At 59.9% G+C, this 23,300-nt stretch carries 25 protein-coding genes; 18 read left to right on the top strand and 7 right to left on the bottom strand.

Annotated elements, in window-relative coordinates; all coding sequences use genetic code 11:
- Positions 1 to 2 precede the first annotated feature (2 nt).
- From lpdA to ACA056_RS12830, 3 genes are all read left to right on the top strand, one after another.
- Positions 3 to 1,388: a dihydrolipoyl dehydrogenase gene (lpdA, locus tag ACA056_RS12840; RefSeq protein WP_497273233.1), complete on the top strand. Its 1,386-nt coding sequence runs from the start codon at positions 3 to 5 to the stop codon at positions 1,386 to 1,388.
- 299 nt (positions 1,389 to 1,687) lie between these two features.
- The gene (locus ACA056_RS12835; RefSeq protein WP_497273231.1) at positions 1,688 to 2,707 is read left to right on the top strand and encodes a branched-chain amino acid aminotransferase; all 1,020 of its coding nucleotides are present in this window, start codon (positions 1,688 to 1,690) and stop codon (positions 2,705 to 2,707) included.
- Between the two features lie 163 nt (positions 2,708 to 2,870).
- On the top strand, positions 2,871 to 3,404 hold the full coding sequence (locus ACA056_RS12830) for a serine acetyltransferase (protein ID WP_497273229.1): 534 nt from the start codon (positions 2,871 to 2,873) through the stop codon (positions 3,402 to 3,404).
- Here the strand turns inward: ACA056_RS12830 and ACA056_RS12825 are convergent.
- Positions 3,383 to 4,279, bottom strand: a complete 897-nt coding sequence (locus ACA056_RS12825; RefSeq protein WP_497273227.1) for a LysR substrate-binding domain-containing protein — start codon at positions 4,277 to 4,279, stop codon at positions 3,383 to 3,385. The genes ACA056_RS12830 and ACA056_RS12825 overlap by 22 nt on opposite strands.
- A 105-nt stretch (positions 4,280 to 4,384) precedes the next feature.
- Here ACA056_RS12825 and ACA056_RS12820 point away from each other — a divergent pair, with 105 nt between their 5' ends.
- Entirely contained in the window at positions 4,385 to 4,993 is a 609-nt protein-coding gene (locus tag ACA056_RS12820; RefSeq protein ID WP_497273225.1) for a LysE family translocator, read from the top strand.
- Here the strand turns inward: ACA056_RS12820 and ACA056_RS12815 are convergent.
- On the bottom strand, positions 4,990 to 5,754 hold the full coding sequence (locus tag ACA056_RS12815; protein ID WP_497273223.1) for an ArsR/SmtB family transcription factor: 765 nt from the start codon (positions 5,752 to 5,754) through the stop codon (positions 4,990 to 4,992). The two genes, ACA056_RS12820 and ACA056_RS12815, sit on opposite strands and share 4 nt — an antisense overlap.
- A gap of 82 nt (positions 5,755 to 5,836) precedes the next feature.
- Here ACA056_RS12815 and ACA056_RS12810 point away from each other — a divergent pair, with 82 nt between their 5' ends.
- Positions 5,837 to 6,991 carry a cytochrome P450 gene (locus tag ACA056_RS12810; protein WP_497273221.1) on the top strand — a complete coding sequence of 385 codons (1,155 nt, stop codon included), beginning with the start codon at positions 5,837 to 5,839 and terminating at the stop codon, positions 6,989 to 6,991.
- 45 nt (positions 6,992 to 7,036) lie between these two features.
- Here ACA056_RS12810 and ACA056_RS12805 read toward each other — a convergent pair whose 3' ends face one another.
- Together ACA056_RS12805 and ACA056_RS12800 are read right to left on the bottom strand one after the other, a co-directional pair.
- Positions 7,037 to 7,513 (bottom strand): MEKHLA domain-containing protein, encoded by a 477-nt coding sequence (locus tag ACA056_RS12805; RefSeq protein ID WP_497273219.1) that lies wholly within the window; start codon positions 7,511 to 7,513, stop codon positions 7,037 to 7,039.
- A gap of 81 nt (positions 7,514 to 7,594) precedes the next feature.
- Entirely contained in the window at positions 7,595 to 8,476 is an 882-nt protein-coding gene (locus tag ACA056_RS12800; protein WP_497273217.1) for a LysR substrate-binding domain-containing protein, read from the bottom strand.
- Positions 8,477 to 8,616: 140 nt separating this feature from the next.
- Between ACA056_RS12800 and ACA056_RS12795 the strand changes: the two genes are divergently transcribed.
- On the top strand, positions 8,617 to 9,648 hold the full coding sequence (locus tag ACA056_RS12795; RefSeq protein ID WP_497273215.1) for a D-cysteine desulfhydrase family protein: 1,032 nt from the start codon (positions 8,617 to 8,619) through the stop codon (positions 9,646 to 9,648).
- Positions 9,649 to 9,651: 3 nt separating this feature from the next.
- On the opposite strand, the gene ACA056_RS12790 is transcribed toward ACA056_RS12795, so the two are convergent.
- Positions 9,652 to 9,990 (bottom strand): FKBP-type peptidyl-prolyl cis-trans isomerase, encoded by a 339-nt coding sequence (locus tag ACA056_RS12790; protein ID WP_074875989.1) that lies wholly within the window; start codon positions 9,988 to 9,990, stop codon positions 9,652 to 9,654.
- 146 nt (positions 9,991 to 10,136) lie between these two features.
- Between ACA056_RS12790 and ACA056_RS12785 the strand changes: the two genes are divergently transcribed.
- From ACA056_RS12785 to ACA056_RS12775, 3 genes are all read left to right on the top strand, one after another.
- The gene (locus ACA056_RS12785) at positions 10,137 to 11,201 is read left to right on the top strand and encodes a M4 family metallopeptidase (protein WP_497273212.1); all 1,065 of its coding nucleotides are present in this window, start codon (positions 10,137 to 10,139) and stop codon (positions 11,199 to 11,201) included.
- Entirely contained in the window at positions 11,198 to 11,521 is a 324-nt protein-coding gene (locus tag ACA056_RS12780; RefSeq protein ID WP_347805139.1) for a protealysin inhibitor emfourin, read from the top strand. Before ACA056_RS12785 ends, ACA056_RS12780 begins: the two co-directional genes overlap by 4 nt.
- A gap of 103 nt (positions 11,522 to 11,624) precedes the next feature.
- Entirely contained in the window at positions 11,625 to 12,698 is a 1,074-nt protein-coding gene (locus tag ACA056_RS12775) for a diguanylate cyclase domain-containing protein (RefSeq protein ID WP_497273210.1), read from the top strand.
- A gap of 12 nt (positions 12,699 to 12,710) precedes the next feature.
- On the opposite strand, the gene ACA056_RS12770 is transcribed toward ACA056_RS12775, so the two are convergent.
- Positions 12,711 to 13,019, bottom strand: a complete 309-nt coding sequence (locus tag ACA056_RS12770) for an RcnB family protein (RefSeq protein ID WP_497273208.1) — start codon at positions 13,017 to 13,019, stop codon at positions 12,711 to 12,713.
- Between the two features lie 159 nt (positions 13,020 to 13,178).
- Between ACA056_RS12770 and ACA056_RS12765 the strand changes: the two genes are divergently transcribed.
- The gene (locus ACA056_RS12765) at positions 13,179 to 15,002 is read left to right on the top strand and encodes a monovalent cation:proton antiporter-2 (CPA2) family protein (protein WP_497273206.1); all 1,824 of its coding nucleotides are present in this window, start codon (positions 13,179 to 13,181) and stop codon (positions 15,000 to 15,002) included.
- Complete coding sequence (locus tag ACA056_RS12760; protein ID WP_497273204.1) at positions 14,999 to 16,111, top strand: DNA alkylation repair protein; 1,113 nt, start codon at positions 14,999 to 15,001, stop codon at positions 16,109 to 16,111. Before ACA056_RS12765 ends, ACA056_RS12760 begins: the two co-directional genes overlap by 4 nt.
- Here ACA056_RS12760 and ACA056_RS12755 read toward each other — a convergent pair.
- Entirely contained in the window at positions 16,092 to 16,664 is a 573-nt protein-coding gene (locus ACA056_RS12755) for a cytochrome b (protein WP_497273202.1), read from the bottom strand. The two genes, ACA056_RS12760 and ACA056_RS12755, sit on opposite strands and share 20 nt — an antisense overlap.
- 205 nt (positions 16,665 to 16,869) lie before the next feature.
- Here ACA056_RS12755 and ACA056_RS12750 point away from each other — a divergent pair, with 205 nt between their 5' ends.
- Genes ACA056_RS12750 through ACA056_RS12720 form a run of 7 tightly spaced genes read left to right on the top strand, consistent with a single transcriptional unit; the run spans position 16,870 to position 23,215 of the window.
- Positions 16,870 to 17,547 carry a thermostable hemolysin gene (locus ACA056_RS12750; RefSeq protein WP_497273200.1) on the top strand — a complete coding sequence of 226 codons (678 nt, stop codon included), beginning with the start codon at positions 16,870 to 16,872 and terminating at the stop codon, positions 17,545 to 17,547.
- Entirely contained in the window at positions 17,537 to 19,018 is a 1,482-nt protein-coding gene (locus tag ACA056_RS12745) for an AMP-binding protein (RefSeq protein WP_497273198.1), read from the top strand. The genes ACA056_RS12750 and ACA056_RS12745 overlap by 11 nt, the downstream gene beginning before the upstream one ends.
- A complete protein-coding gene (locus ACA056_RS12740) occupies positions 19,015 to 19,689 on the top strand; it encodes an iron-containing redox enzyme family protein (protein ID WP_497273196.1) in 675 nt (224 codons plus the stop codon). Before ACA056_RS12745 ends, ACA056_RS12740 begins: the two co-directional genes overlap by 4 nt.
- Positions 19,676 to 20,485, top strand: a complete 810-nt coding sequence (locus ACA056_RS12735) for an SDR family oxidoreductase (protein ID WP_497273194.1) — start codon at positions 19,676 to 19,678, stop codon at positions 20,483 to 20,485. The genes ACA056_RS12740 and ACA056_RS12735 overlap by 14 nt, the downstream gene beginning before the upstream one ends.
- A complete protein-coding gene (locus ACA056_RS12730; protein WP_497273192.1) occupies positions 20,482 to 21,126 on the top strand; it encodes a tetratricopeptide repeat protein in 645 nt (214 codons plus the stop codon). Before ACA056_RS12735 ends, ACA056_RS12730 begins: the two co-directional genes overlap by 4 nt.
- Before the next feature lie 11 nt (positions 21,127 to 21,137).
- Positions 21,138 to 21,800, top strand: coding sequence for a response regulator (locus tag ACA056_RS12725; RefSeq protein WP_497273190.1), 663 nt, complete (start codon positions 21,138 to 21,140; stop codon positions 21,798 to 21,800).
- Positions 21,797 to 23,215 (top strand): ATP-binding protein, encoded by a 1,419-nt coding sequence (locus ACA056_RS12720; RefSeq protein WP_497273188.1) that lies wholly within the window; start codon positions 21,797 to 21,799, stop codon positions 23,213 to 23,215. The genes ACA056_RS12725 and ACA056_RS12720 overlap by 4 nt, the downstream gene beginning before the upstream one ends.
- The last annotated feature ends 85 nt before the right edge of the window (positions 23,216 to 23,300 follow it).

The raw sequence follows: 23,300 nt of genomic DNA, 5'->3' as shown, positions 1-23,300 counted from the left end.
TCATGCAACAGACTTTGAACACCACGCTGCTGATCATCGGCGGCGGCCCTGGCGGTTATGTGACGGCGATTCGTGCCGGTCAGCTGGGCATCTCGACCATTCTGGTTGAAGGCGAATCACTGGGCGGCACTTGCCTGAACATCGGCTGCATTCCGTCGAAGGCGTTGATCCACGTCGCCGAACAGTTTCACCAGACGCAGCACCACAGCCAGCATTCGGCGCTGGGTATCAGCGTGTCCGCGCCGACGCTCGATATCAGCAAGAGTGTCGAGTGGAAGGACGGCATCGTTGATCGCCTGACCACCGGCGTGTCCGCATTGTTGAAAAAGAACAAAGTCCAGGTTATTCAAGGTTTTGCGAAAGTTATCGATGGTAAAACCGTAGAAGTCGGCGACACGCGCATTCAGTGCGAGCACCTGGTGCTGGCCACCGGTTCGAAAAGCGTGAATCTGCCGATGCTGCCGATTGGCGGCCCGATCATCTCCTCCACCGAAGCCCTGGCGCCGACGTCCGTGCCGAAACGGCTGATCGTGGTCGGTGGCGGTTACATCGGTCTGGAGCTGGGGATTGCCTATCGCAAGCTCGGCGCCGAGGTCAGCGTGGTCGAGGCTCAGGATCGCATCCTGCCGGCCTACGACGCCGAACTGACGCAGCCTGTACATGACGAACTGAAAAAACTTGGCATAAAGCTTTACTTGAAGCACAGCGTCCAAGGCTTTGATTCTGCTAGTAATACACTGCAAGTTCTTGACCCGGACGGTGACACCCTGAACCTGGAAACCGACCAGGTGCTGGTGGCCGTCGGCCGCAAACCGAACACCCAGGGATGGAACCTCGAAGGTTTGAACCTGGACATGAACGGCTCGGCGATCAAGATCGACAATCGCTGCCAGACCAGCATGCGCAATGTGTATGCCATCGGCGACCTGAGCGGCGAACCGATGCTCGCGCACCGGGCCATGGCTCAGGGCGAGATGGTTGCCGAACTGATCAGCGGTAAATCCCGTGAGTTCAACCCGACCGCCATCGCCGCCGTGTGCTTTACCGACCCGGAACTGGTGGTCGTCGGCAAGACCCCGGACGACGTCAAGGCGGCTGGTCTGGACTGCATCGTTTCCAGCTTCCCGTTTGCGGCCAATGGTCGGGCGATGACGTTGGAATCGAAAAGCGGTTTCGTGCGGGTCGTGGCGCGGCGTGACAATCATGTGATTGTTGGCTGGCAGGCGGTCGGTGTGGGCGTGTCGGAATTGTCGACGGCATTCGGTCAGAGCCTGGAAATGGGCGCCCGGCTGGAAGACATCGCCGGCACCATCCACGCGCATCCGACCTTGGGCGAGGCTGTCCAGGAAGCGGCGTTGCGTGCGTTGGGCCACGCGTTGCACCTGTAACGACGCACACAAAACCCTGTAGCAGCTGTCGAGCAACGCGAGGCTGCGTCCGGCGACGAAGTCGTCGCAAAACCGGCCATCGCGTTCTTTCATGTAGACCGCGTGGGGCGAATTACGACGACTTCGCCGCCGAACGGCGCCTCGCGTTGCTCGACAGCTGCTACATCGGGGGCATCGATGGTCGCAGAGATTGAATTCCGGCTGCGAAATGGGCCCGGAATGAAGTATTGTTGTCCCCATCCAGAAAAACGTCAGAAGCCTTGAACCGTTTCGGCGGTTGTTAAGTGATAGAGGGTGTCATGGGTAACGAAAGCATCAATTGGGACAAGTTGGGTTTTGACTACATCAAGACAGACAAGCGCTATCTGTCGCACTGGCGTAATGGCGAGTGGGACAAAGGCACCCTGACCGAAGACAATGTGCTGCACATCAGCGAAGGCTCCACTGCCCTTCACTATGGCCAGCAATGCTTCGAAGGGCTGAAAGCCTATCGTTGCAAGGACGGTTCGATCAACCTGTTCCGCCCGGACCAGAACGCCGCACGCATGCAACGCAGCTGCGCCCGCCTGCTGATGCCACAAGTGTCCACCGAGCAGTTCGTCGAAGCCTGCAAGGAAGTGGTCCGTGCCAACGAGCGTTTCATCCCGCCTTACGGCACCGGCGGCGCGCTGTACCTGCGTCCGTTCGTGATCGGCGTGGGTGACAACATCGGCGTGCGTACCGCCCCCGAGTTCATCTTCTCGATCTTCGCCATTCCGGTCGGTGCCTACTTCAAGGGCGGCCTGACCCCGCACAACTTCCTGATCTCCAGCTACGACCGCGCCGCCCCACAAGGTACCGGTGCAGCCAAGGTCGGTGGTAACTACGCGGCCAGCTTGATGCCAGGTTCCCAGGCCAAGAAAGCCCACTTCGCCGACTGCATCTACCTGGACCCGATGACCCACACGAAAATCGAAGAAGTCGGCTCGGCCAACTTCTTCGGGATCACCCACGACAACAAGTTCGTGACCCCGAACTCGCCGTCGGTGCTGCCGGGCATCACCCGTCTGTCGTTGATCGAGCTGGCAAAATCGCGTCTGGGCCTGGAAGTGGTCGAAGGCCACGTGTTCATCGACAAGCTGTCCGACTTCAAGGAAGCCGGTGCTTGCGGTACTGCCGCGGTGATCACACCGATCGGCGGCATCAGCTACAACGACAAACTGCACGTATTCCATAGCGAAACCGAAGTTGGCCCAGTCACCCAGAAGCTCTACAAAGAGCTGACCGGTGTACAGACCGGCGACATCGAAGCGCCAGCGGGCTGGATCGTCAAGGTTTGATTTGACGGGGCCTGATCCCCAGCGGCACATAACCCATCCATCGCTTTGGCGATGGGTGGGTTTTTTATTGCACAAAGAATGGCTATTCAGGGTCCGTACCCATTCCATAGCTCACTTGTTAAACTAGCCCATTTTTCAGAGCCGTAGGGCTAGGGGCTGCGCCGTGAATTTAGAAACTTTGACGATGCATTGGAAATCGGAAGTTTCAAACAAGAAAAAACCGGGAAGTCGCATCGGCCTGCTCACCAATATTCTTAAACGAACCAGAAAGAACAACACGCTTAGGTACTTGTTTATATTTAGACTTGCGCAGTATTTAAATGCTCGAAAGGGTTTATTCCGAGTTTATGCGAAACGACTGGAAAGAAAGAGCAATCTAAAGTACGGGGTTGACATAAGTATTGATGCCAAAATAGGGCCCGGCTTTCGTATCGGCCATTTGCCTGGAATCGTCATCACTGGCCATGTTCAGATCGGCCGAAATTTCTTTATCCGTCAAAATACCACTATTGGCATAAAAACCATGGGGTTACCTGAATATGACCTCAAGATCGGCGATAACGTAAGTGTTGGGGCAAATAGTTGCATCATCGCGGACACCCTCTCAATTGGTGATAACGTTACAATCGGGGCCATGTCCTTCGTCAATAAAAACATCCCTGAAGGCGCTACTTTTTATAACGCCCGCTCATCCTGAGCAATGCGGGCAAACAACCACTCCACAAACACCCGTGTCTGCACCGTCACGTCCGGCGCAACACCGTAGTAATAACGCGGCAACGGCATTCGCAATTCGGGCAACGGGCAGATCAGGCGACCGCTCGATAGGTGGGTGCCCAGCAAAGAGGTCGGGCACAAGGCAATGCCCTGTCCATCCACGGCGGCCTCAAGCACGAGGTGCATGTGATCAAACTGCCGGGTGACCTGAGTGGCGGACTGGCTTTGACCAAAGTGCAGGACCCAATTGTGCCAGTCCTCGCGACGCGCCTTGGCGGTCAGTAACGTGTGCCGGCTCAGGGACGCGAGGTCTTCAACGGCCAGGCGCTGGATCAGCGAAGGTGCCGCGACCAACAACAATTCGTCTTCGAAGAGGGCTCGCGCCTCAATTGCCTGTGCCCAGTCGTCACGACCACGGCGAATGACAATGTCGAACCCGTCGCGTGCATGATCGGGTGCTTGGGTCTGGGTGATTACCTGCGGTTTGATGTCCGGGTGCTGCGCAATGAAATCCGCCAGCCTGGGCGTTAGCCAAAGCATGGCAAAGGACGGACGGACATTGATCTTCACGGTCGGCAGCGAGGCGTGCTGCTTGAGTTCAGCCGCGGCGTTGGCGATCTGCGCCAGCCCGGCGCTGACTTGCTCATAAAAGCGCTGACCGGCCGGTGTCAGCACCGATTGACGGACACGCCGCTCGAACAACAGCACACCCAGGTGCTCCTCAAGCAATTTGATGTGCCGACTGACGGCACTGTGACTGACATGCATCTCTTCGGCCGCCAGGCTGAAACTCTGATGACGAGCAGCAACAGCGAAGGCGCGAACAGCATTAAGCGGCGGTAGTGGATTTGTCATGCGTCTAATTTAGTCACATATGCAGCGCAATTAAAGCGTTTGTCACGCCCACGTCGTCACGCCAATCTGCTCGCACGCAGCCAGCGCCACCCGACGGAGCAAGACATGAACAGCTACGGACTCTTTCTACTGTTTGCCACCCTGACCATTTTGAGTCCAGGGCCTGGCGTGGTCCTGACCCTGTCCAACGCGATACGCCACGGCTGGACCGGGGCAGTGCCGGGCATTCTGGGGATAGCGTCGGGTGCGTTTGTTGTCGCTACCATCAGCGCCACCAGTGTCGGCCTGATCCTCAGCACCTCCGCCAACGCCTTTACCGCGTTGAAATACGCAGGGGCCGCCTATTTGTTGTACCTGGGTTACAAAAGCTGGCGCTCGGCTGGTTTCAACACGTTGCTTGAAACGCGCCCGTCAAGCCCGGGCTACCGCTTCGTTGAAGCGGCTTCGATCCAGTTTTTGAACCCCAAGGCAGTGTTTTTCTTTCTGGCGGTGTTCCCGCAATTCATCGAAACCTCAGCGCACTTCTCCACCCAGTTTTTCAAACTGGTCGCCTCCTATGGCGTACTGGTGATTCTGGTGCATGGCAGCTATGCCTTGCTCGCCAATGCCGCCAAAGGCTGGTTGTCGAGCCCGAAGGGTTCCTGGCTGGCGGCGAAAATCTCGGGCGTGACCTTCGCCGGTTTCGGCGTGCTGATGGCCTCGGCCAGTCGCTAAGGCGCAGAACTGGCGTTCGCGCGACGCCGGGTCTCGGTGAACGCGGGTTGTGCTGTCGATACCTGAATCGGCAGTTCAACAGCGAACCGGCTGCTGAGTTCCTTGCGTCCCGTCGCCGTCAACGCCAGCGCGCGGCTGTCCAGGTCCTGAGTGACCCATTTGCGCTTGATCGCCGTTTGCAACAACGCCGCCCCCAACGAACCGCCCAGATGCGGCCGACGCATGCTCCAGTCCAGGCATGGGCAGGCGAAGCGGCGACGCAACGTGCTCAAGTCCTTGACCTCGACACCCAACCCTTCAAACAACGCCTCACCGCTGTCGCTCAGTTGATAGACCTGTTCATCGGATTCCAGCAGCCACCCCGCTTCGATCATTCGGTCATGCAGCAGCACCGCCAACGTTCCGGCCATGTGGTCGTAGCAAGTGCGGGCGAATTGCAGGCGATCCGGGGTGCGCGAATTGAAGGTCGGCGTAGCGTTCTGGCCGATCACCATCAACGCTTCCAGCGCCTGGGCGACGCGGCTGTCCGCAAGGCTGTAATAGCGATGGCGGCCCTGAACATGCAAACGCACCAACGCCAGCTCTTTGAGCTTGGCCAGGTGCGCGCTGGCGGTGGAGGCGCTGACTTCGGCAATCGCCGCCAGCTCGGTGCTGGTGCGGGCGTGGCCGTCCATCAGCGAACAGAGGATTTTCGTCCGGGCCGGTTCCGCGATCGCCGCAGCCACCTGAGAAACGCCGATGTCGTGCTGTTCTACGTTCATATTTCGTTCCCGGACGAATCAAGGCCCTTTCGGACTGGAGATAGTAGCAACACTTTTCCAACCACGAACAAGGCTGCGACCCATGGACCCGATCATCGCTGCGACTCACGCCGATCCTTATCCCTATTACGCGCAACTGCGCTTGGAGGGCGGGCTGGTTTTTCACCAAGGACTGAAAGTATGGGTGGCGAGTAGCGCCCGAGCCGTTGCGGCCGTGCTGGCGCATCCTGACTGTCATGTCCGGCCGTCCCACGAACCGGTGCCCAAGGCGATTGTTGAAGGGATGGCCGGCAAGGTCTTTGGTCAGTTGATGCGGATGAATGAGGGCGAACGGCAGCGTTGCCCGAGGTCGGCGATTCAACCGGAGCTGGCGTTGATTGATACAGATGAAGTCAATGCGCTGGTAGGCGCGCGTCTGATCACTCCGGGCGCCGATGGGTTGGACAAGGCGATGTTCCGCGGGCCGGTTTGCGTGGTGGCTGCATTGCTGGGGTTCTCTCCTGCTCAGGGCCGGGCTATTAGCGAGCTGACCGGGGACTTCGTCGCGTGCCTGTCGCCCCTTGGCGATCAGGCGCAACGGGATGCAGCGCACGTTGCGGCGGAACACTTGAGCGGCTCTTTCGTTGAGTTGCTGGATGACCCGAACAATCAGAGCGCCCTGCTCGCCGGGATCCGCCAGCGCTTCGCGACCGCATCTGGCGACGCTGAAATGTTGATTGCCAACCTGATCGGGTTGTTTTCCCAGACCTATGAAGCCACCGCCGGACTGATCGGCAATGCGCTGTTGGCGTTGATTCGAAACCCGTCGTTGCACAGCGAATCGACATCCGTTGACGACTTGATTGCTGAAGTTCAGCGCTTCGATCCGTCGGTGCAGAACACCCGCCGATTTGTCGCTGCGCCTTGTGAAATCGACGGGGTAAGCCTGAACCCCGGCGACGTGATTCTGGTGCTGCTGGCTTCAGCTAATCGCGATCCACAGCTCAATGACCATCCCGACGTCTTTCTTCTTGATCGTCCAGACCGGCGCAGCTTCACCTTTGGTGCGGGGCGGCATCAATGTCCGGGACAGTTGTTGGCGTTGAGTATTGCCAGCGCCACGTTGAGGGAGATTCTGGTGATGAAACCCGCGCTAGACCAATTGGAATGGCACTACCGCCCTTCCCTCAACGGCCGCATTCCGCTCTTCAGCGACCGCGTCATCGTTCATCGCGAGCAAGCTCGCTCCCACAGTTGATGGGTGTCGCACACAGTATTCGTGATCGACAAGCCCCCCCCTAAATCAATCAACCCGACCAACACGCTCCGCATCCGGCCAGAACAGTGCCGCCTGCCCCCGATGCTCACCGTGTTGATCAATCAGCGTCCAGACTTTGCCTTCATGAATCATGAAGGCATTGCCATCCCGATCCACCCGATAACCGCTGTAGCCATGAGCAATCCCGTTGGCCGTGACCTGCTCCAGCAACGTCTGGCGCATGGCTCGGTCCAGTGGCGAAGCGCTGAACCGTGACGGCATGCCGAGGAATTGCGAGCGAGGGTATTTGAAACAGGCCAGCGTTTGTTCGTTGGCGTAGAAGAAGCAAGGATCGGCTTCAGTGCCGTGGGCCAGCAGGCTGTAAGGCGCGTGCGCGTGCAACCAGTGCAAGCGCTCAGGTCCGGTCAGCGACTCAGGGGCTGGCAGGCTTTGGCCGGTCCAGCGGCGATAAGCTTCGTCCAGCAGTTGAACAGCAGCTACATATTCGTTGATTGACGACACGCGCCCTCCCACGCAAAGGCGTTGGTTTTTGATGCGCCGTAGCCTATCGAAACCCTGCTGAAAAATCCGCATCCGCAACGGTCACGCCAGTCGCTGCGCAACAAAATCGATAAAGGCTTTCAATTTGGGCAGTGATTTACGCGAGCGTGGATACACCATCTGTACCGGCTTGGGTGGCGGAGCATAGGCGTCCAGGATCCGCACAAGTTCGCCATTGGCCAAGGCAGCCGACACCAGGAAATCGGGCTGCATCAAAATCCCCTCTCCGGCCACGGCCGCCTGCAGCAGCACTTGGCCGTCATTGCTTTTCAGCACCGCTCCTTCGGGCCAGGGAACCTCGCTGGCGCCGTTTTGCAAAGGCCAGGCAAACCGGTTGTTCCAGGACGTGTGGGTGAGGATTCTGTGTCGGAGCAGGTCTTCGGGGGATTGGGGTTCCTGCCATTTTTCCAGGTACCGGGGCGATGCGCAGATCACCATTCGATACGGTGGCAATGGCTTGGCCAGCAGATTCACGCCGATCAGTTCGGAAATCCTGAACGCCAGATCGAATGACGTCTCGTACAGGTCCACCACTTCGTTGCTCAGAATCAGCTCGACCTGGATCTGCGGATAACACTGCATGAACTCCGACACCAGTGGACCGACCAAGGACACGCCGAGGGTCATCGGTGCGGTGATTCGCAACAAGCCACTGGGTTCCGGGCTCGACGCCTCCACCCGGCTGAACGCGTACTTCACCTGCTCCAGTGCCCGCTTGGCTTCTTCATAAAACAACCGCCCTTCCCCGGTGATGGATTGCCGCCGGGTGGTGCGTTGAATGAGCTGGGTGTTGAGGGTTTTCTCCAGGCTCTGGATATGCCGTCCAACCATGACCGCCGACATCCCGATGTCACTGGCCGCATCGGCGAAGCTGCCCGCCTCGACCACGGCGACGAAAACTTCCATTTGCCTGAGTTTGCTCATGACCATGCCTTGTGAAGGGAGGAAGTGGAACGCTTGATTAAGTACATCAGGTTAAAGGAGTAATAACCGGCGATGCGTTTATCACGAAGGGCGTTCTCCATAGAGTCACATTATTAAATGTGAACAACGAGGCTCCATTGATGCAAACCCTACTGGACACGTCACTGAGTTTTTTTGCGCGGGCAGAGCTCCTGCAAGGCCCCACGTCCATTCAGCGCGCCGAACGCCTCGAACAACTGCTGGGCTTGAAGTCGCAGGGAATCGGCCTGTTTCTCAAGCGCGACGATCATATGCTGATTGGCGGTGGCGGTAACAAACTGCGCAAACTCGAATTCCATATCGGCGCAGCGCTGGCGGCCGGAGTCGACACGGTGATCACCGTGGGCGGCATTCAGTCCAACCACGCGCGCCTGACCGCGGCGGTATGTGCGCGTCTGGGCCTTGCCTGCGAACTGATCCTGACCCGCTCGGTTCCCAAAACCGATGTCGATTACGAACTCAACGGCAACGTTCTACTCGACCAGTTGTTCGGCGCACGGCTACAGGTGCTTGCCGGGGGCAGCGACTCAATCGTCGAGGCCGAGAAACGGGCCGCGCAACTTCGGGATTCGGGGCGCAACGTGCTGGTGATTCCCACCGGTGGCTCAACGCCTCTGGGCAGTCTCGGTTATGCGCGCTGCGCGGCGGAGATCGCGCAGCAGGAGACGGAACTCGGCCTCGGCTTCAATCAGGTCGTGGTGCCCAACGGCAGCGCCGGCACCCACGCCGGGCTCGCGGCGGGCTTCCAGTTGCTGGGCCGAGGCACCTCGATCGTCAAGTCCTATTCGGTTTTGTCCGATCGAGACACGTCAGCGGTCAGAACCCGGCAATTGACCCAGGACGCACTGGCACTGTTGGGCAGTAGCGACATCGTTCATGCTGAAGAGATCGCCATTGACGGCAGTCAGTTGGGCGACGGTTACGGTCTGCCGACGCCAGCCATGCAGGAAGCGGTGCGCCTGATGGCTCGCGCCGAAGGCCTGTTGATCGACCCGGTGTACTCCGGCAAAGCATTTGCCGGGCTGTTGGCCGATCTTAGGCAAAGACGCTACCGTTCCGGGGACAACGTGCTGTTCGTGATGACCGGTGGAACACCGGGTCTTTATGCCTACCGGGAAACCTTTCAGTCCTAGCGGTTAATCGTCGCGCGTCAGCACTTCCAGCAATTCAATCTCGAAAATCAGGTTCGAGTTCGGCGTGATCTTGCCCATGGTCCGTTCACCGTAGGCAAGATGCGCCGGCACCAACAGCTTGCGCTTGCCGCCGACCTGCATGCCCATAATCCCCTGATCCCAACCCTTGATCACCCGACCAGTGCCAATCACGCACTGGAAAGGTTTACCCCGGCTGTAGGAAGAATCGAATTCAGTCCCGTCTTCCAGCCAGCCGCGGTATTGGGTGGTAATCAGCGCGCCTTTGACGGCGGCTTTGCCGTCGCCCGGCTCAAGGTCAATGATTTGCAACTCGTCGTTCATGATTCCTACTCGTTCACTGTCGCCCAGTGATTGGGGCGCGGACGGAGGTTTTCGCAGAAACCGGCGCGCAAGGCAATCCACGGAACCGAAAGACCGTCATCCGGCTCACATGAATAACGACTTCGTATTCAGGAAAGGATGCTCTGATGACCGACTCATCACCGCTGTACAGTTTCATCCCGCCCTACATCCTCAACCGAATCATCGCCTACGGTTCCGACCGTCAGCGCTCCAGCGCCCAGACCACGCTGATCCATGTCCGCCGTCTGCGGCACAATCCCGGCCCGCCATCGCGACCACCCGCCAAAGCGATCCTGCCGCTGCCCGACCGCCCCGGCCTGGCACAGCGCAGCATTCATGACGCGCAAGGCAAAATGCTTCTGCCGGGTATGCCTGTGCGGCTTGAAGGCCAGGCGGCAACCGGCGATCCGGCGGTCGACGAGGCCTACGATGCAATGGGTGCCAGCTATGATTTCTTCTGGAAGGTGCTGGGTCGGGACTCCATCGACAACAAGGGTTTTGCCCTGATCGGCAGCGTGCATTACGGCCTGGATTACGAGAACGCGTTCTGGAATGGCGCGCAAATGGTGTTCGGTGACGGCGATGGCGAAATCTTCGAGCGCTTCACCCGCTCTCTGGATGTGATCGGCCACGAGTTGACGCACGGCGTGATCGAAAGCGAAGCCGGTCTGGTCTATGCCAACGAGTCCGGGGCATTGAATGAATCGATATCGGACGTTTTCGGGGTACTGATCAAACAGCACGTACTGGGCCAGACCTCCGAAGAGGCTGACTGGTTGATCGGCGCCGACCTGCTGACACCGCGCATCAAAGGCACCGGTTTACGCTCGATGGCCCGTCCGGGCACGGCCTATGACGATCCGTTGCTTGGCAAGGATCCGCAACCGGATCACATGCGCAAGTTCGTCATCACCCAGGAGGACAATGGCGGTGTGCACATCAATTCGGGCATCCCCAATCGGGCGTTTTATCTGGCCGCGATGGCGCTGGGCGGTTTTGCCTGGGAAAAAACCGGCCGCATCTGGTACGACGCGCTGTGCGACAAACGCCTGAGTAGCGAAGCGACATTCCGTGCCTTCGCGAAATTGACCATCGAGCATGCCCGGCAAGGGTTTGGTGCGAAGGCAGTCGAGGCGGTGCGACACGGCTGGTCTGAAGTGGGCGTCGACCTGACGCTGGAGGAACAATGAAAACCTTGCCAACACTGGACGATAACGCGGTGGTCTGTGTCTCCCGCCAGGGCGGCGTGGCGGCGATCCACACCTTGACCCGCCCCCGAGAGATCGAATTCGCCCAATGCAATGCCGACCAACGCACCCGCATTTGTTCGTTGCTCGAGGGTTGCCTGCTTATGACGAGTTCATCCGCCGGTCGGGGCGATCAGCGCTTCTATCAAATCGAAGTGCGCTACCGCAGCGGCGAACAGGACGACCGGATGGTGATGAAGGTGCCTGAAGATCAGGCGCCAGGGGAATTGGTGCATCTGTGGGACAAAGGTGAACTGCTATAAGTTTGGCGCCCCTCGTAATAGAGGCTGATGATCGAGGGCCGTGTGAACTAACATAGGCACACCTCTCCCGATACGGCTGATACGCCACGATGGCGAAACCTGAATGAATGTGGACTGGACCAGCGCCGCCATCGGCTCAATGATGCTAGCCCTGATCGTCGCGTTGATCTGTCGCGAGCGCTCGCTACAAAAGCAGCTGGCCGAGTATCGCGTGCTGATCACCAGCCTGACTGACGGACAAAACATCCGTCAGGACGGTGACGCCGAACGCTTCAAACGCAGCCAGTATTTCGCCCGCATCGGCACGTGGGATTGGGATGTCGACACCGACAAGCTCTACTGGTCGGACGCGATCTACGGCATGTTCGGCTTCAAGATCGACGAAGTAACGCCTTCCTACGCGCTGTTTTGCTCATGTGTTCACCCGGATGACCGGGCCAAGGTCCGGGCCGGGGAATTGCGTTGCCTGGAAACCGGCGACAACCATGACGAGGAATACCGGGTGGTCTGGCCCGGCGGCACGATCCGCTGGCTTCGGGAAACCGGCAATGTGGTCAAGAACGACCACGATGCAACGATCAAAATGATGGGTGTGGTACGCGATATCACCGAGGAAAAAGCCTCCGCCAGCTACTTGCAACACCTGGCCCACTTCGACCCGCTGACCGGTCTGCCCAATCGTCTGGTGCTCGAAGAGCGTCTTTCCGAGGCGCTGGAACAGGCGCGCATCAGCGCCACGAGGGTTGCGCTGGTGTTTGTCGACCTCAATGGTTTCAAGGCAATCAACGACCATTACGGCCATGCCGCCGGCGACCGGGTATTGATCACCACCGCCACCCGACTGAAGAAAATCCTGCGTTCAACCGATACCGTCGCCCGGATCGGTGGTGACGAATTTGTAGTCATCCTTCAAGGCCTGCCCCAGGGCAACAGCCTCCAGGACGAAGCCCGCAGCATCTGCCAGAAAATCTTCGTCGAACTGTCGCCACCGGTGACCATCGGTAATGATCAACGCCACATCGGCACCAGCCTGGGGGTCGCGGTGTTCCCGGACCATGCGCCGAGCATGGACCGGTTGATTCATATTGCGGATCTGGCGATGTATGAGGCGAAGCGCAGTGGGAATAATCAATATCGGTTGGGCACTGAAAGCCCCGTACGCGCTCACAGCGAATAGCCCTTCGACGGTTTAACGCTCCACTGGCGTGATATCCACAATCGTCCCATTGGTGATCATCACCATCATGTACTTGTCATTGATCTGCACCCACTGCGCCTGAGCCTTCGGCGCTTTCAGGCCTTTCTGCTTCCAGTTACTCAAGGCCTTTTCGCTGCGCTGGTAAACGTCCGGGGCGCGGTCTCCGACCACCAGTTCGCGGGCGTTGTTAACCCCGGGCTGGACGGTTTTTTGCGGTGGGTCATCCGCTTGAACGATCGGGCTGATACCGGCAATGCCTGCGACAAGGGCGAGGCTGGCGATAAGGGTCTTGTTGTTCATCGGTGAACCTCCATTAATGTCTTGGTACCTGAAATCCGACTGCGCTGGCGCTGAATCATTCCTTATTGCTGCGATGATTGCGATTGCATTGGCTGACGCATGCTTCTCAAGCCTTTATCCTTGTCACCCCCGCCGTACCGAGTGAATGGAGTTTTTGTCATGCCCCATGAAGGCAACCTGTTGCAAGCCGCTGTCGTGTTTCTGTTCGCGGCCGTGCTCACCGTTCCCTTGGCCAAGCGCCTGCAACTGGGGGCGGTGCTGGGTTATCTGTTTGCCGGCGTGATTATCGGGCCGTCGGTGCTGGGCCTGATCGGCAATCCGCAAAGCGTCAGCCACATTTCCGAACTCGGGGTGGTGTTGCTGCTGTTCATCATTGGCCTTGAACTGTCGCCGCGACGTTTGTGGGTGATGCGCAAATCGGTGTTCGGCGTCGGCCTGGCGCAAGTGCTGCTGACGGGTTCGGTGATTGGTGTGCTGGCGTTGTTCGTGTTCGGCCAACCGTTGAACAGCGCGATCGTGCTGGGCTTGGGCCTGGCGCTGTCGTCCACGGCGTTCGGTTTGCAAAGCCTGGCCGAGCGCAAGGAACTGACCAGTCCCCACGGGCGCTTGGCATTCGCGATTCTGTTGTTCCAGGACATCGCCGCTATCCCGTTGATCGCCATGGTGCCGTTGCTGGCGGGCGGCGATCACAGCAGCAGCGCTGGCGAAGGCCTCAATCACGGCTTGCGCGTGCTGGGCAGCATCGCGGTGGTGGTGATCGGTGGACGTTATTTGTTGCGCCCAGTGTTCCGGGTGGTGGCCAAGACCGGTTTGCCGGAAGTCTCGACCGCCACTGCGTTACTGGTGGTGATCGGCACGGCGTGGCTGATGGACCTGGTCGGTGTGTCCATGGCGCTGGGGGCGTTCCTCGCCGGGTTGCTGCTGGCGGACTCCGAATACCGTCACGAACTGGAAGCGCAAATCGAACCGTTCAAGGGATTGCTGCTGGGGCTGTTTTTCATCAGTGTCGGCATGGGCGCCAACCTGAGTCTGCTCCTGAGCGCGCCGATCACGGTGCTGGGCCTGACCCTGTTGCTGATCGCAATCAAATTGCCGCTGCTGTTTGTTGTCGGTCGGCTGGCCGGTGGCTTGGGCAAGGTCAGTGCGATTCGCCTCGGCATCGTGCTCGCGGCCGGTGGTGAATTTGCGTTTGTGGTGTTCAAGATCGGCCGCGACCAGGGACTGTTCGAGCCGCGCCTGTACGACTTGCTGGTGCTGACCATCACCTTGTCCATGGCGGTGACGCCACTGCTGTTGCTGGTGTGCGCGCGACTGGTCAGCCCCAGGGTTCAACCGGTGGTGGTGCCGGAGAAATTCCGCGAGATCGATACCGACACGCCACGCGTGGTGATCGCCGGCATGGGCCGTATGGGGCAAATCGTCGCGCGGATCTTGCGCGCGCAGAACATCAAGTTCGTCGCCCTCGACACCTCGGTGGAAACCATTGAACTGTCGCGCAGCTTCGGCGGCGTGCCGGTGTTCTACGGCGACCCGATGCGCCCGGAGATCCTCAGTGCGGCCAAGGTCGAGCAGGCGGAATACTTTGTCATCGCCACCGACGACCCGGACACCAACATCAAGACCGCCGAGTTGGTGCACAAACTCTACCCGCACATCAAAATCATCGCCCGGGCCCGTAACCGTCAGCATGTACATCGGCTGGTGGATCTTGGCGCCGAGGCCATTCGGGAAACCTATTATTCGAGTCTGGAAATGAGCCGGCGCACGCTGGTCGGCCTGGGGTTGACCCAGGCCCAGGCCGATGCGCGGATCAAGCGCTTCAAGCATCACGACGAGCAGGTGCTGGAGGCCCAGCATGCGATTTATGACGATGCGGCGAAGGTATTGCAGACGGCGCAGGAAGCCCGGGTGGAACTGGCGAGATTGTTTGAGTCGGATCAGTTGGAAGAAGAATCGGGAACGATCACAAGGACACCTCGATGAGCAATGCAGATCAAACCTCCCCTGCCCTCAAGGAAATCTTCAACGCAGACCGCCTCAAGCACATCGCCACCGAGATGACCGCGGTCTACCCCGCGTTCAACGCCAAGGCCTTCCTGAAACTGGCCAACGACGGGCTAGCCGAATTATCAATCATGCAGCGCATGGCCCGGGTCAGCGAGTGCCTGCACGCGGTCCTGCCATTGAGCTATGAAGAAACGCTCGAGGTGCTGCGCGCCCTCGCTCCGCGGCTGAACAGCGGTTTCGTCAGCATTTCATTACCGCATTACGTCGCGATGTACGGCGGCCATGCCTTCGAACAATCCATGGACGCCCTCAAATACTTCACTGCATTCGGTTCCTCGGAGTTCGCGATCCGCCATTTCCTGCGCAGCAACATCGAACGCTCACTGGCGGTCATGCACGAGTGGTCCCTGGACGAAAACGAACATGTCCGCCGTCTGGCCAGCGAAGGCAGCCGACCGCGCCTGCCGTGGTCATTCCGACTGGAACAGGTGCAAGCCGACCCGACACTGGCCGCCGCGATCCTCAACAACCTCAAGGCCGACGACAGTCTCTACGTGCGCAAGTCCGTGGCCAACCACCTCAACGACATCACCAAGGATCATCCCGAATGGGTGCTGGACCTGATCGAAGGCTGGTCGCTGGACAACAAACACACCGCATGGATCGCGAAACACGCCCTGCGCAGCCTGATCAAACAGGGCAATCAGCGGGCATTGGCGATCATTGGCGCGGGTGGCAAGCCTGAGGTCGAGATCATCAATGTGAAGGTGGAACCGGCGGTGATTCGCCTGGGTGAAAAAATCACCCTGTCCTTCGCCGTGAAATCCATGGTCCAGGACAGTCAGCGACTGGTGATCGACTACGCCATCGATTACGTCAAAGCCAACGGCAGCACATCGGCGAAGGTGTTCAAGCTCAAGGCACTAACGCTTCCCGGCAAGGCGACCGAATCCATCGCCCGTAGCCAGCAGATCAAGGAACTCACCACCCGCCGGCATTACGCAGGCGAGCACGCCGTGCACATTCTGGTGAACGGCGAGCGCCTGGCCAGCACCGGGTTCGAGATTATCGCTGACGCTGATTGACCGTGTTGCCGGATCGACCGGGCAACATGCGCGTCATGGTGTTGTCGCGGACCCAATAGTGATGAAACAACCCCGCCGCCGCGTGCAAGCCGATCAGCCAGTAACCGACGCTGCCGAGCAGTTCGTGCCAGTACTTGAACTGCTTGGCCAGGTCCGGATCGACCGCCACCGGCGATGGCAGGAAGAACCCGAAATAAGGCATCGGCTTGCCACCTGCCGACAGCATCAGCCAGGCCAATAACGGCGCGGCAATCATCAGCCCATAAAGCGCCAGGTGCATCAGGTGCGAAACGCCCGTCTGCCAGGCAGGCAGCGTCGGCGTGATGGGCGGGCGCGGGGTTAGCCGCCCGAGCAAGCGCACCCACACCAACACAAAAATGCTCAGTCCGAACAAACCGTGCAGTCCAAGAAACAATCCCTTCAAGGCGTGCCCCTTTGGCAACAGCCCTTTGATTTCGATGCAGGCATAAACGCCGACAAACAGCGCCAGCATCAGCCAGTGCAAGGTGATCGAGAGTTTTCCATACCGGTGAGCGAGTGCATCGCGTGTCATAACAGGCCTCGTGAACGTTATTGTGGCTGTCGAATCATTCGCGCAGCCCGGTTCGGCTTTGTTGCCGAACCGAATGGCGCCACCCTGCCCGCCCAGTCTTAAGGAAATCTGAAGACAGGCCCGACCGATCTTTTGGCCACCTTCAGACTCCGTTAAGAAATGCCTCCGATACTCCTCCCACACTTACCTGGGGAGGCTTTTTCCAATGCCCGATTTCGACTGGAACACCCCTCTACCCCTGCATTTCGGCCAAGCCGAAACCCCGCAGATGAGTTTGGCCAGAGCCCTGCCGGACGAGGCCCTGCGCCCCGTCTTCGAAGCCTTTATCCAGCAACGTTTCCGTAAGGCCCACGGGGCCGACATCCGTCATTTCATGCCGGAGCTGTTTGGCATGAACAACGCGTCAGGTGAACTGTGTGCAGTGGCTGGAGTGCGTCTGGCGAGTAGCGAACCGCTATTTCTGGAACGTTACCTGGACGAACCGATTGATCCGCTGATCAGTACCGCTGCCGATTGTGAAGTAGACCGCGGGGGCATTGTCGAAGTGGGCAACCTGGCTGCCAGCGACACCGGCAGTGCGCGAATGAGCATCATCGCCATCACTTACCTGCTGGCCATGGGTGGCCTGGAATGGGTGGCGTTCACCGGCAACATTGGTCTGGTGAACAGCTTTCATCGCCTGGGCCTGAAGCCCGTCACCCTCTGCGCTGCCGATCCCGAGCGACTGGGCGACGACCGCCACAGCTGGGGCAGTTACTACGAGAGCAAGCCCTGGGTGCACGTTGGCAACATCCGCGCAGGCTTCATCCATTTGCGCAATATCGGGATGTTCAATCGCCTGGGGTTGCCATCGTCCATCGAGGAATCCAGCCATGTCGCCTGAAACCAAGCGTTTCAAACAGGCCCTGCGCAGCCATGCCGAACGCAAGACCAATGCCATCGCCCTGTGGGGCGATCACCTGAAACTGGATTACGCCACGCTGTACGCAGAAGTGATGTATCGCCAGCAGCGTCTGCGCGATGAAAACGTCCAAGTGGTCGCACTGGCCCTGGACAATGGCGTCGAAGCCATGCTCTGGGACCTGGCCGTGCTGTTCGAAGGCCTGACCTGCCTGACGTTGCCCCCCTTCTTCAGCCCGGCTCAACGCAAACATTGCCTGAAGCAAAGCCAGGCCGCCCTGGTGATTGCCGAGCCAGCCCTGGAAGCGGAACTGCAAACGGCCGGCTATGAGAAAACCGGCGAGTTCTGGCGCCGCACCTTCATCGACCCGAACCGGATGCCCGAAGGCACCGCCAAATTAACCTTCACCTCGGGCACCACCGGCTCACCGAAAGGCGTGTGCCTGAGCGCAGAGAGCATTCTTCGGGTCGCCCGCGAACTGGATCAGGCCAGCAAACCCACCGATCCACAGCATCACCTCGCTCTTCTGCCGCTGGCGATCCTGCTGGAAAATATCGGCTGCTATGCGGCGCTGTACGCTGGCGCAACGCTGAGCCTGCCCAGCCAGAAAGCCCTGGGCATTCAGGGTGCCAGCGGTGTGGATGTGCCTCGGCTGCTCGGTTGCCTGGCGACCCGCGCGCCCGAGAGTTTGATCCTGGTGCCGCAGTTGCTGATGATACTGGTCAGCGCCGCCGAGCAAAAAACCTTCAGCCCCCACGTGTTGCGTTTTGCCGCGGTGGGTGGAGCACGAGTTAGCGAAGAATTGCTGCATCGCGCGCAACGGATCGGTCTACCGGTTTACGAAGGCTACGGACTGTCCGAGTGCGCGTCGGTGGTGTGCCTCAATCGGCCAGAAGCGCGCCGCCCTGGCAGTGTCGGCCGGCCCCTGCCCCACGTGGAAATTCGCTTGGCCGACGACGGCGAAGTACTGATCAAGGGCTCGACCTTGCTCGGTTATCCGGGTGAGGCGCCGCACACCGATGAGTGGTGGCCCAGCGGCGATCTTGGCGAGTTCGACCCCGAGGGCTTTCTCTACCTCAAGGGGCGCAAGAAACACCAATTCGTCACCAGTTACGGCCGCAATGTGAACCCGGAATGGGTCGAGGCTGAATTGACCCAACGTCGCCATATTGCCCAGGCCTTCGTCTACGGCGAAGCCATGCCGAGCAACCACGCGCTGCTCTGGCCCCATCGCCCGGATTGCACTGACGAAGAACTGGCCGCCGCCGTGGCCCACGCCAACGAGGCCTTGCCCGATTACGCCCAGGTCCATCACTGGACCCGTCTGGCTCAACCGTTCACCCCCGCCAATGGCCTGCTGACCGCTAATGGCCGACCGCGCCGGGACGCCATCGTCGCGCGTTATCGCGCGCAACTGACTGAAGCTGTCTTTTCAGAGGAATCTGCGTCATGAGTTTTTTCGACACGCTGCAAGAAGCCACCCATCAAGAACGCCACGAGCTGTTCAATCTGCCGATCATTCGCGACGCCCTCGAGGGCAGGGTCAGCCTGGAAAGCTACCAGGCCTTCCTGGCGCAAGCCTATTACCACGTGCGCCACACCGTGCCCTTGATGATGGCCTGCGGCGCGCGCCTGCCGGCACGCCTGGAATGGTTGCGCAAAGCGGTGTGCGAGTACATCGAGGACGAATACGGCCACGAACAATGGGTCCTCGACGACATCGAAGCCTGCGGCGGCGACAAGGACGCGGTGCGCGACGGTCGTCCGTCGATGCCGATCGAATTAATGGTCAGCTACCTTTACGACCTGATCGCCCGGGACAACCCGGTCGGCCTGTTCGGCATGGTCAACGTGCTTGAAGGCACCAGCATCGCCCTGGCCACCCATGCCGCTGACAGCATTCGCGAACGCCTGGACCTGCCGCAAAGCGCTTTCAGTTACCTCAGCTCCCATGGTTCGCTGGATATCGAGCACATGCAGACCTATCGCCGACTGATGAACACCCTCGATGATCCGGCCGACCAGGCCGCCGTGATTCACGCTTCCAAAGTGGTGTACACGCTTTACACCGACATGTTCCGCGGTTTGCCGCGCAACGGGGAGAACCTGCATGCGCCTGTCTGAGGCTCGCGTGGTATTGACCGGCGCCAGCGGCGGTATCGGCCTGGCAATCGCTACCGCCCTGTGCGCCAGTGGCGCCCGGGTATTGGCCGTGGCTCGGCATCGGGAACCGTTGGAGCCTTTACTCGAACGCTATCCGCAGCAATTGTGCTGGGTCGGCGCCGACCTGACGTTCCTCGCCGACCGCCGCAAAGTACTGGCCGCCGCCGAAGCCATCGGCGGTATCAACCTGCTGATCAACGCCGCCGGGGTCAATCACTTCGCCATGCTTGAACAGCTCGATGACAGCGACATCAACGCCATGCTGGCGGTGAACATCGGCGTGCCGATCTGCCTGACCAAGTTATTGCTGCCGCTGCTCAAGCAAGCTGAAAGCGCGATGGTGGTGAACGTCGGTTCGACTTACGGCTCCATCGGCTACCCCGGTTACGCCAGCTATTGCGCCACCAAGTTTGCCCTGCGGGGTTTTTCCGAAGCCCTGCGCCGGGAACTGGCCGACACCCGCGTCGGCGTTTTGTACGTCGCGCCACGTGCCACTCGCACCAGCATGAACAGTCCGGCGGCGCAGGCCTTGAATGATGCACTCAAATCCAGTGTCGACGATCCGCAACAAGTCGCCTCGGCGGTGATGCACGCCATTGCCGGTGACCGCCGCGACTTGTACCTGGGCTGGCCGGAACGCTTTTTCGTACGCCTGAACAGTCTGTTGCCAAACCTGGTGGATCGCGGCCTGCGCAAGCAGTTGCCACTGATCCGTCGCCTGAGTCAGAAGCCCGATAACGAGAACCTCAAGCCATGAAAAAACTCTTTGCCTGCTTGCTGATGGGCACCTTGAGCCACAGCGCCTGGGCGCTGGACGCCGCCGATCAACAACGTCTCAATGGCATCCAGCAAAGCTGGGCCCACATTCAATACGAAGTACCCGCGGATCAACGCACTGTGGCGTTTGAAAAACTCGCCCTCCAGGCCTCGGCGTTCACTCACGAACGCCAATCGGTGGCCGAAGCCTGGATATGGTCCGGTATCGTCACCAGCAGTTGGGCCGGTGCCCAGGGCGGGCTCGGTGCGCTGAGCAAGGTCAAGGATGCGAAAGTCGATCTGGAGAAAGCCCTGGCCCTTGACCCCAAAGCCCTGCAAGGCTCGGCCTACACCAGCCTCGGCGCGCTGTACGACCGCGTACCGGGCTGGCCCATCGGTTTCGGCGACGCCGACAAGGCCGAACAGTTGCTCAAGCAGGCCTTGCAACTCAACCCGAATGGCATCGATAGTCTGTACTTCTGGGGCGATCACCTCTACCGTCAAAAACGCTACAGCGAAGCCCGGGGTGCGCTGCAAAAAGCCCTGCAAGCGGACCCAAGGCCCGGCCGGGAAACCGCCGACGCGGGGCGGCGCAAAGAGATCGAAGCGTTGCTGGTGGACGTGAACAAGAAACTCAACTGACAGGAGTCCGTGTGCGCTTATTACTGATCGAGGATGACGTGGCCCTGGGCGAAGGCATCCATCAGGCCCTGGGCCGCGAAGGTTATACCGTTGACTGGTTGCAGGACGGCAGCAGTGCCTTGCATTCGTTACTCAGTGAATCCTTTGACCTGGCCGTGCTCGACCTCGGCCTGCCGCGCATGGACGGGCTGGAAGTGTTGCGCCGCCTGCGTGACAGCGGCTCTAACCTGCCCGTGCTGATCCTCACCGCGCGGGACGCCACCGAAGACCGTATCGCCGGGCTGGATGCCGGGGCCGACGACTACCTGATCAAGCCTTTTGATCTGGCCGAACTCAAGGCGCGTCTGCGGGCCTTGCTGCGGCGCAGTGCCGGCCGCGCACAGGCGCTGATCGAACACGCCGGGATCAGCCTCAACCCTGGCACCCAGCAAGTCAGCTACCTGGGCGAACCGGTCGCGCTGACACCCAAGGAATATCAGCTGCTTCACGAATTACTGTCGCCACCGGGCCGGGTCATGACCCGCGATCACCTAATGCAGTTGCTTTACGGCTGGAACGAGGAAGCCGAAAGCAACACGCTGGAAGTGCATATACATCACCTGCGCAAGAAGTTCTCCACCGACCTGATCCGTACCATTCGCGGTGTCGGTTACCTGGTGGAGGAGCGTCGATGACGTCCATTCGGCACCGCACCCTGACGCTGATCATCGGCCTGATGCTCGCCGGTCTGGCGGTGATCAGCGTATTCAACTGGCACGACAGCAACCACGAAATTGCCGAAGTCTATGACGCCCAACTCGCACAGAACGCCCGGTTGCTGCAGGGTGTGATGCGCATGCCGCTGGCCAGCAAGGAACACGCCGAGCTGTATCAGGCGTTCAACAAGGCCCTGGGCGAAGCGGTGCCCAAGGTCGATGGCCATCCCTATGAAAGCAAGATTGCCTTTCAGGTCTGGAATCGTCAGGGCGAAGTGTTGGTGCACACCGCCAGCGCACCCTCCTTCACTGCGCCCCCGTCGCAATCCGGCTTCAGCGATGTGCTGGACCTGAACAACCGCCACTGGCGCGCGTTCATGCTGGAAGACAAACAAACTGATGTGAGGATCTGGGTGGGCGAACGCGACGATGTGCGCTCCGACCTGGTAGACCGGATCCTGCGCCATACCCTGTGGCCCAATGTGCTGGGCAGCCTGATTCTGGCAGCGTTGGTCTGGCTGGCCATCGGCTGGGGCCTCAAGCCCCTGGCCGATATGGCGGCGACGCTGCGGGCTCGGCATAGCGGCTCGCTGGAACCGCTGCAACTGACCCCGCTGCCCAGCGAGCTCGAACCGATGCAAGCAGCGCTCAATCGCATGCTCGCGCAGATTCAGGAAGTGCTCGGCCGCGAGCGGCGCTTCATCGCCGACGCCGCCCATGAGATGCGCACACCCCTGGCGGTGCTGCGGGTGCATGCGCAAAACCTGTTGGAGGCCGGCACCGAACAAGAGCGCCGGGAATCCCTGGCGTTTCTGATTTCGGGCGTGGACCGAACCAGCCGATTGGTCAACCAATTGCTGACCATGGCCCGCCTTGAGCCCACAGCCGTAACGCCGGTGCTGCACTCGATCGACCTGACTCAAACGGTGCGCGACAGCCTGGCTCAGCTAACACCCTGGTTACTGAGCAAGAACCTTGAGCTGTCCTTCGACGTCACCGACCGGCCCCTGAAAGTAGTCGCTGACGCCGCCGCCATCGACATCGCCCTGAATAACCTGATCAGCAACGCGGCAAATTTTTCCCCCGCGCACGGCGTCATCACCGTGCAGCTGGATCAAGCTGACGGGTTCTATTCACTCAGTGTCGAGGATCAGGGACCGGGCATCGACGAAGGGGAACGCGGGCGGTTGTTCGAACGCTTTTACAGTCGCGGTAACGTCCAAGGGGCGGGGTTGGGGCTGACGATCGTCAACACCATTGCGACTCTGCTGGGCGGACGAATCACGTTGGTCAACCGACCGGAGGGTGGGTTGCGGGCGACGCTGTCGATTCCGGACGGCCAACGGCCCAGTCCATTGCAGCGAACCACCCGCGAGTTGCCGGCCAAGGGGTGAGTTATTGCGGCCCCAGCCCTTCAAGTCTAAACATACAAGCGAGCTTGCTAGCGAAGACGGCGGCACATCCAGCATTCATGTCATT

This window comes from Pseudomonas sp. LBUM1666 (genome assembly GCF_059695775.1).
The sequence above is the reverse complement of the archived record's forward strand: the minus strand, read 5'-3'. Positions and strand labels throughout refer to the sequence as shown.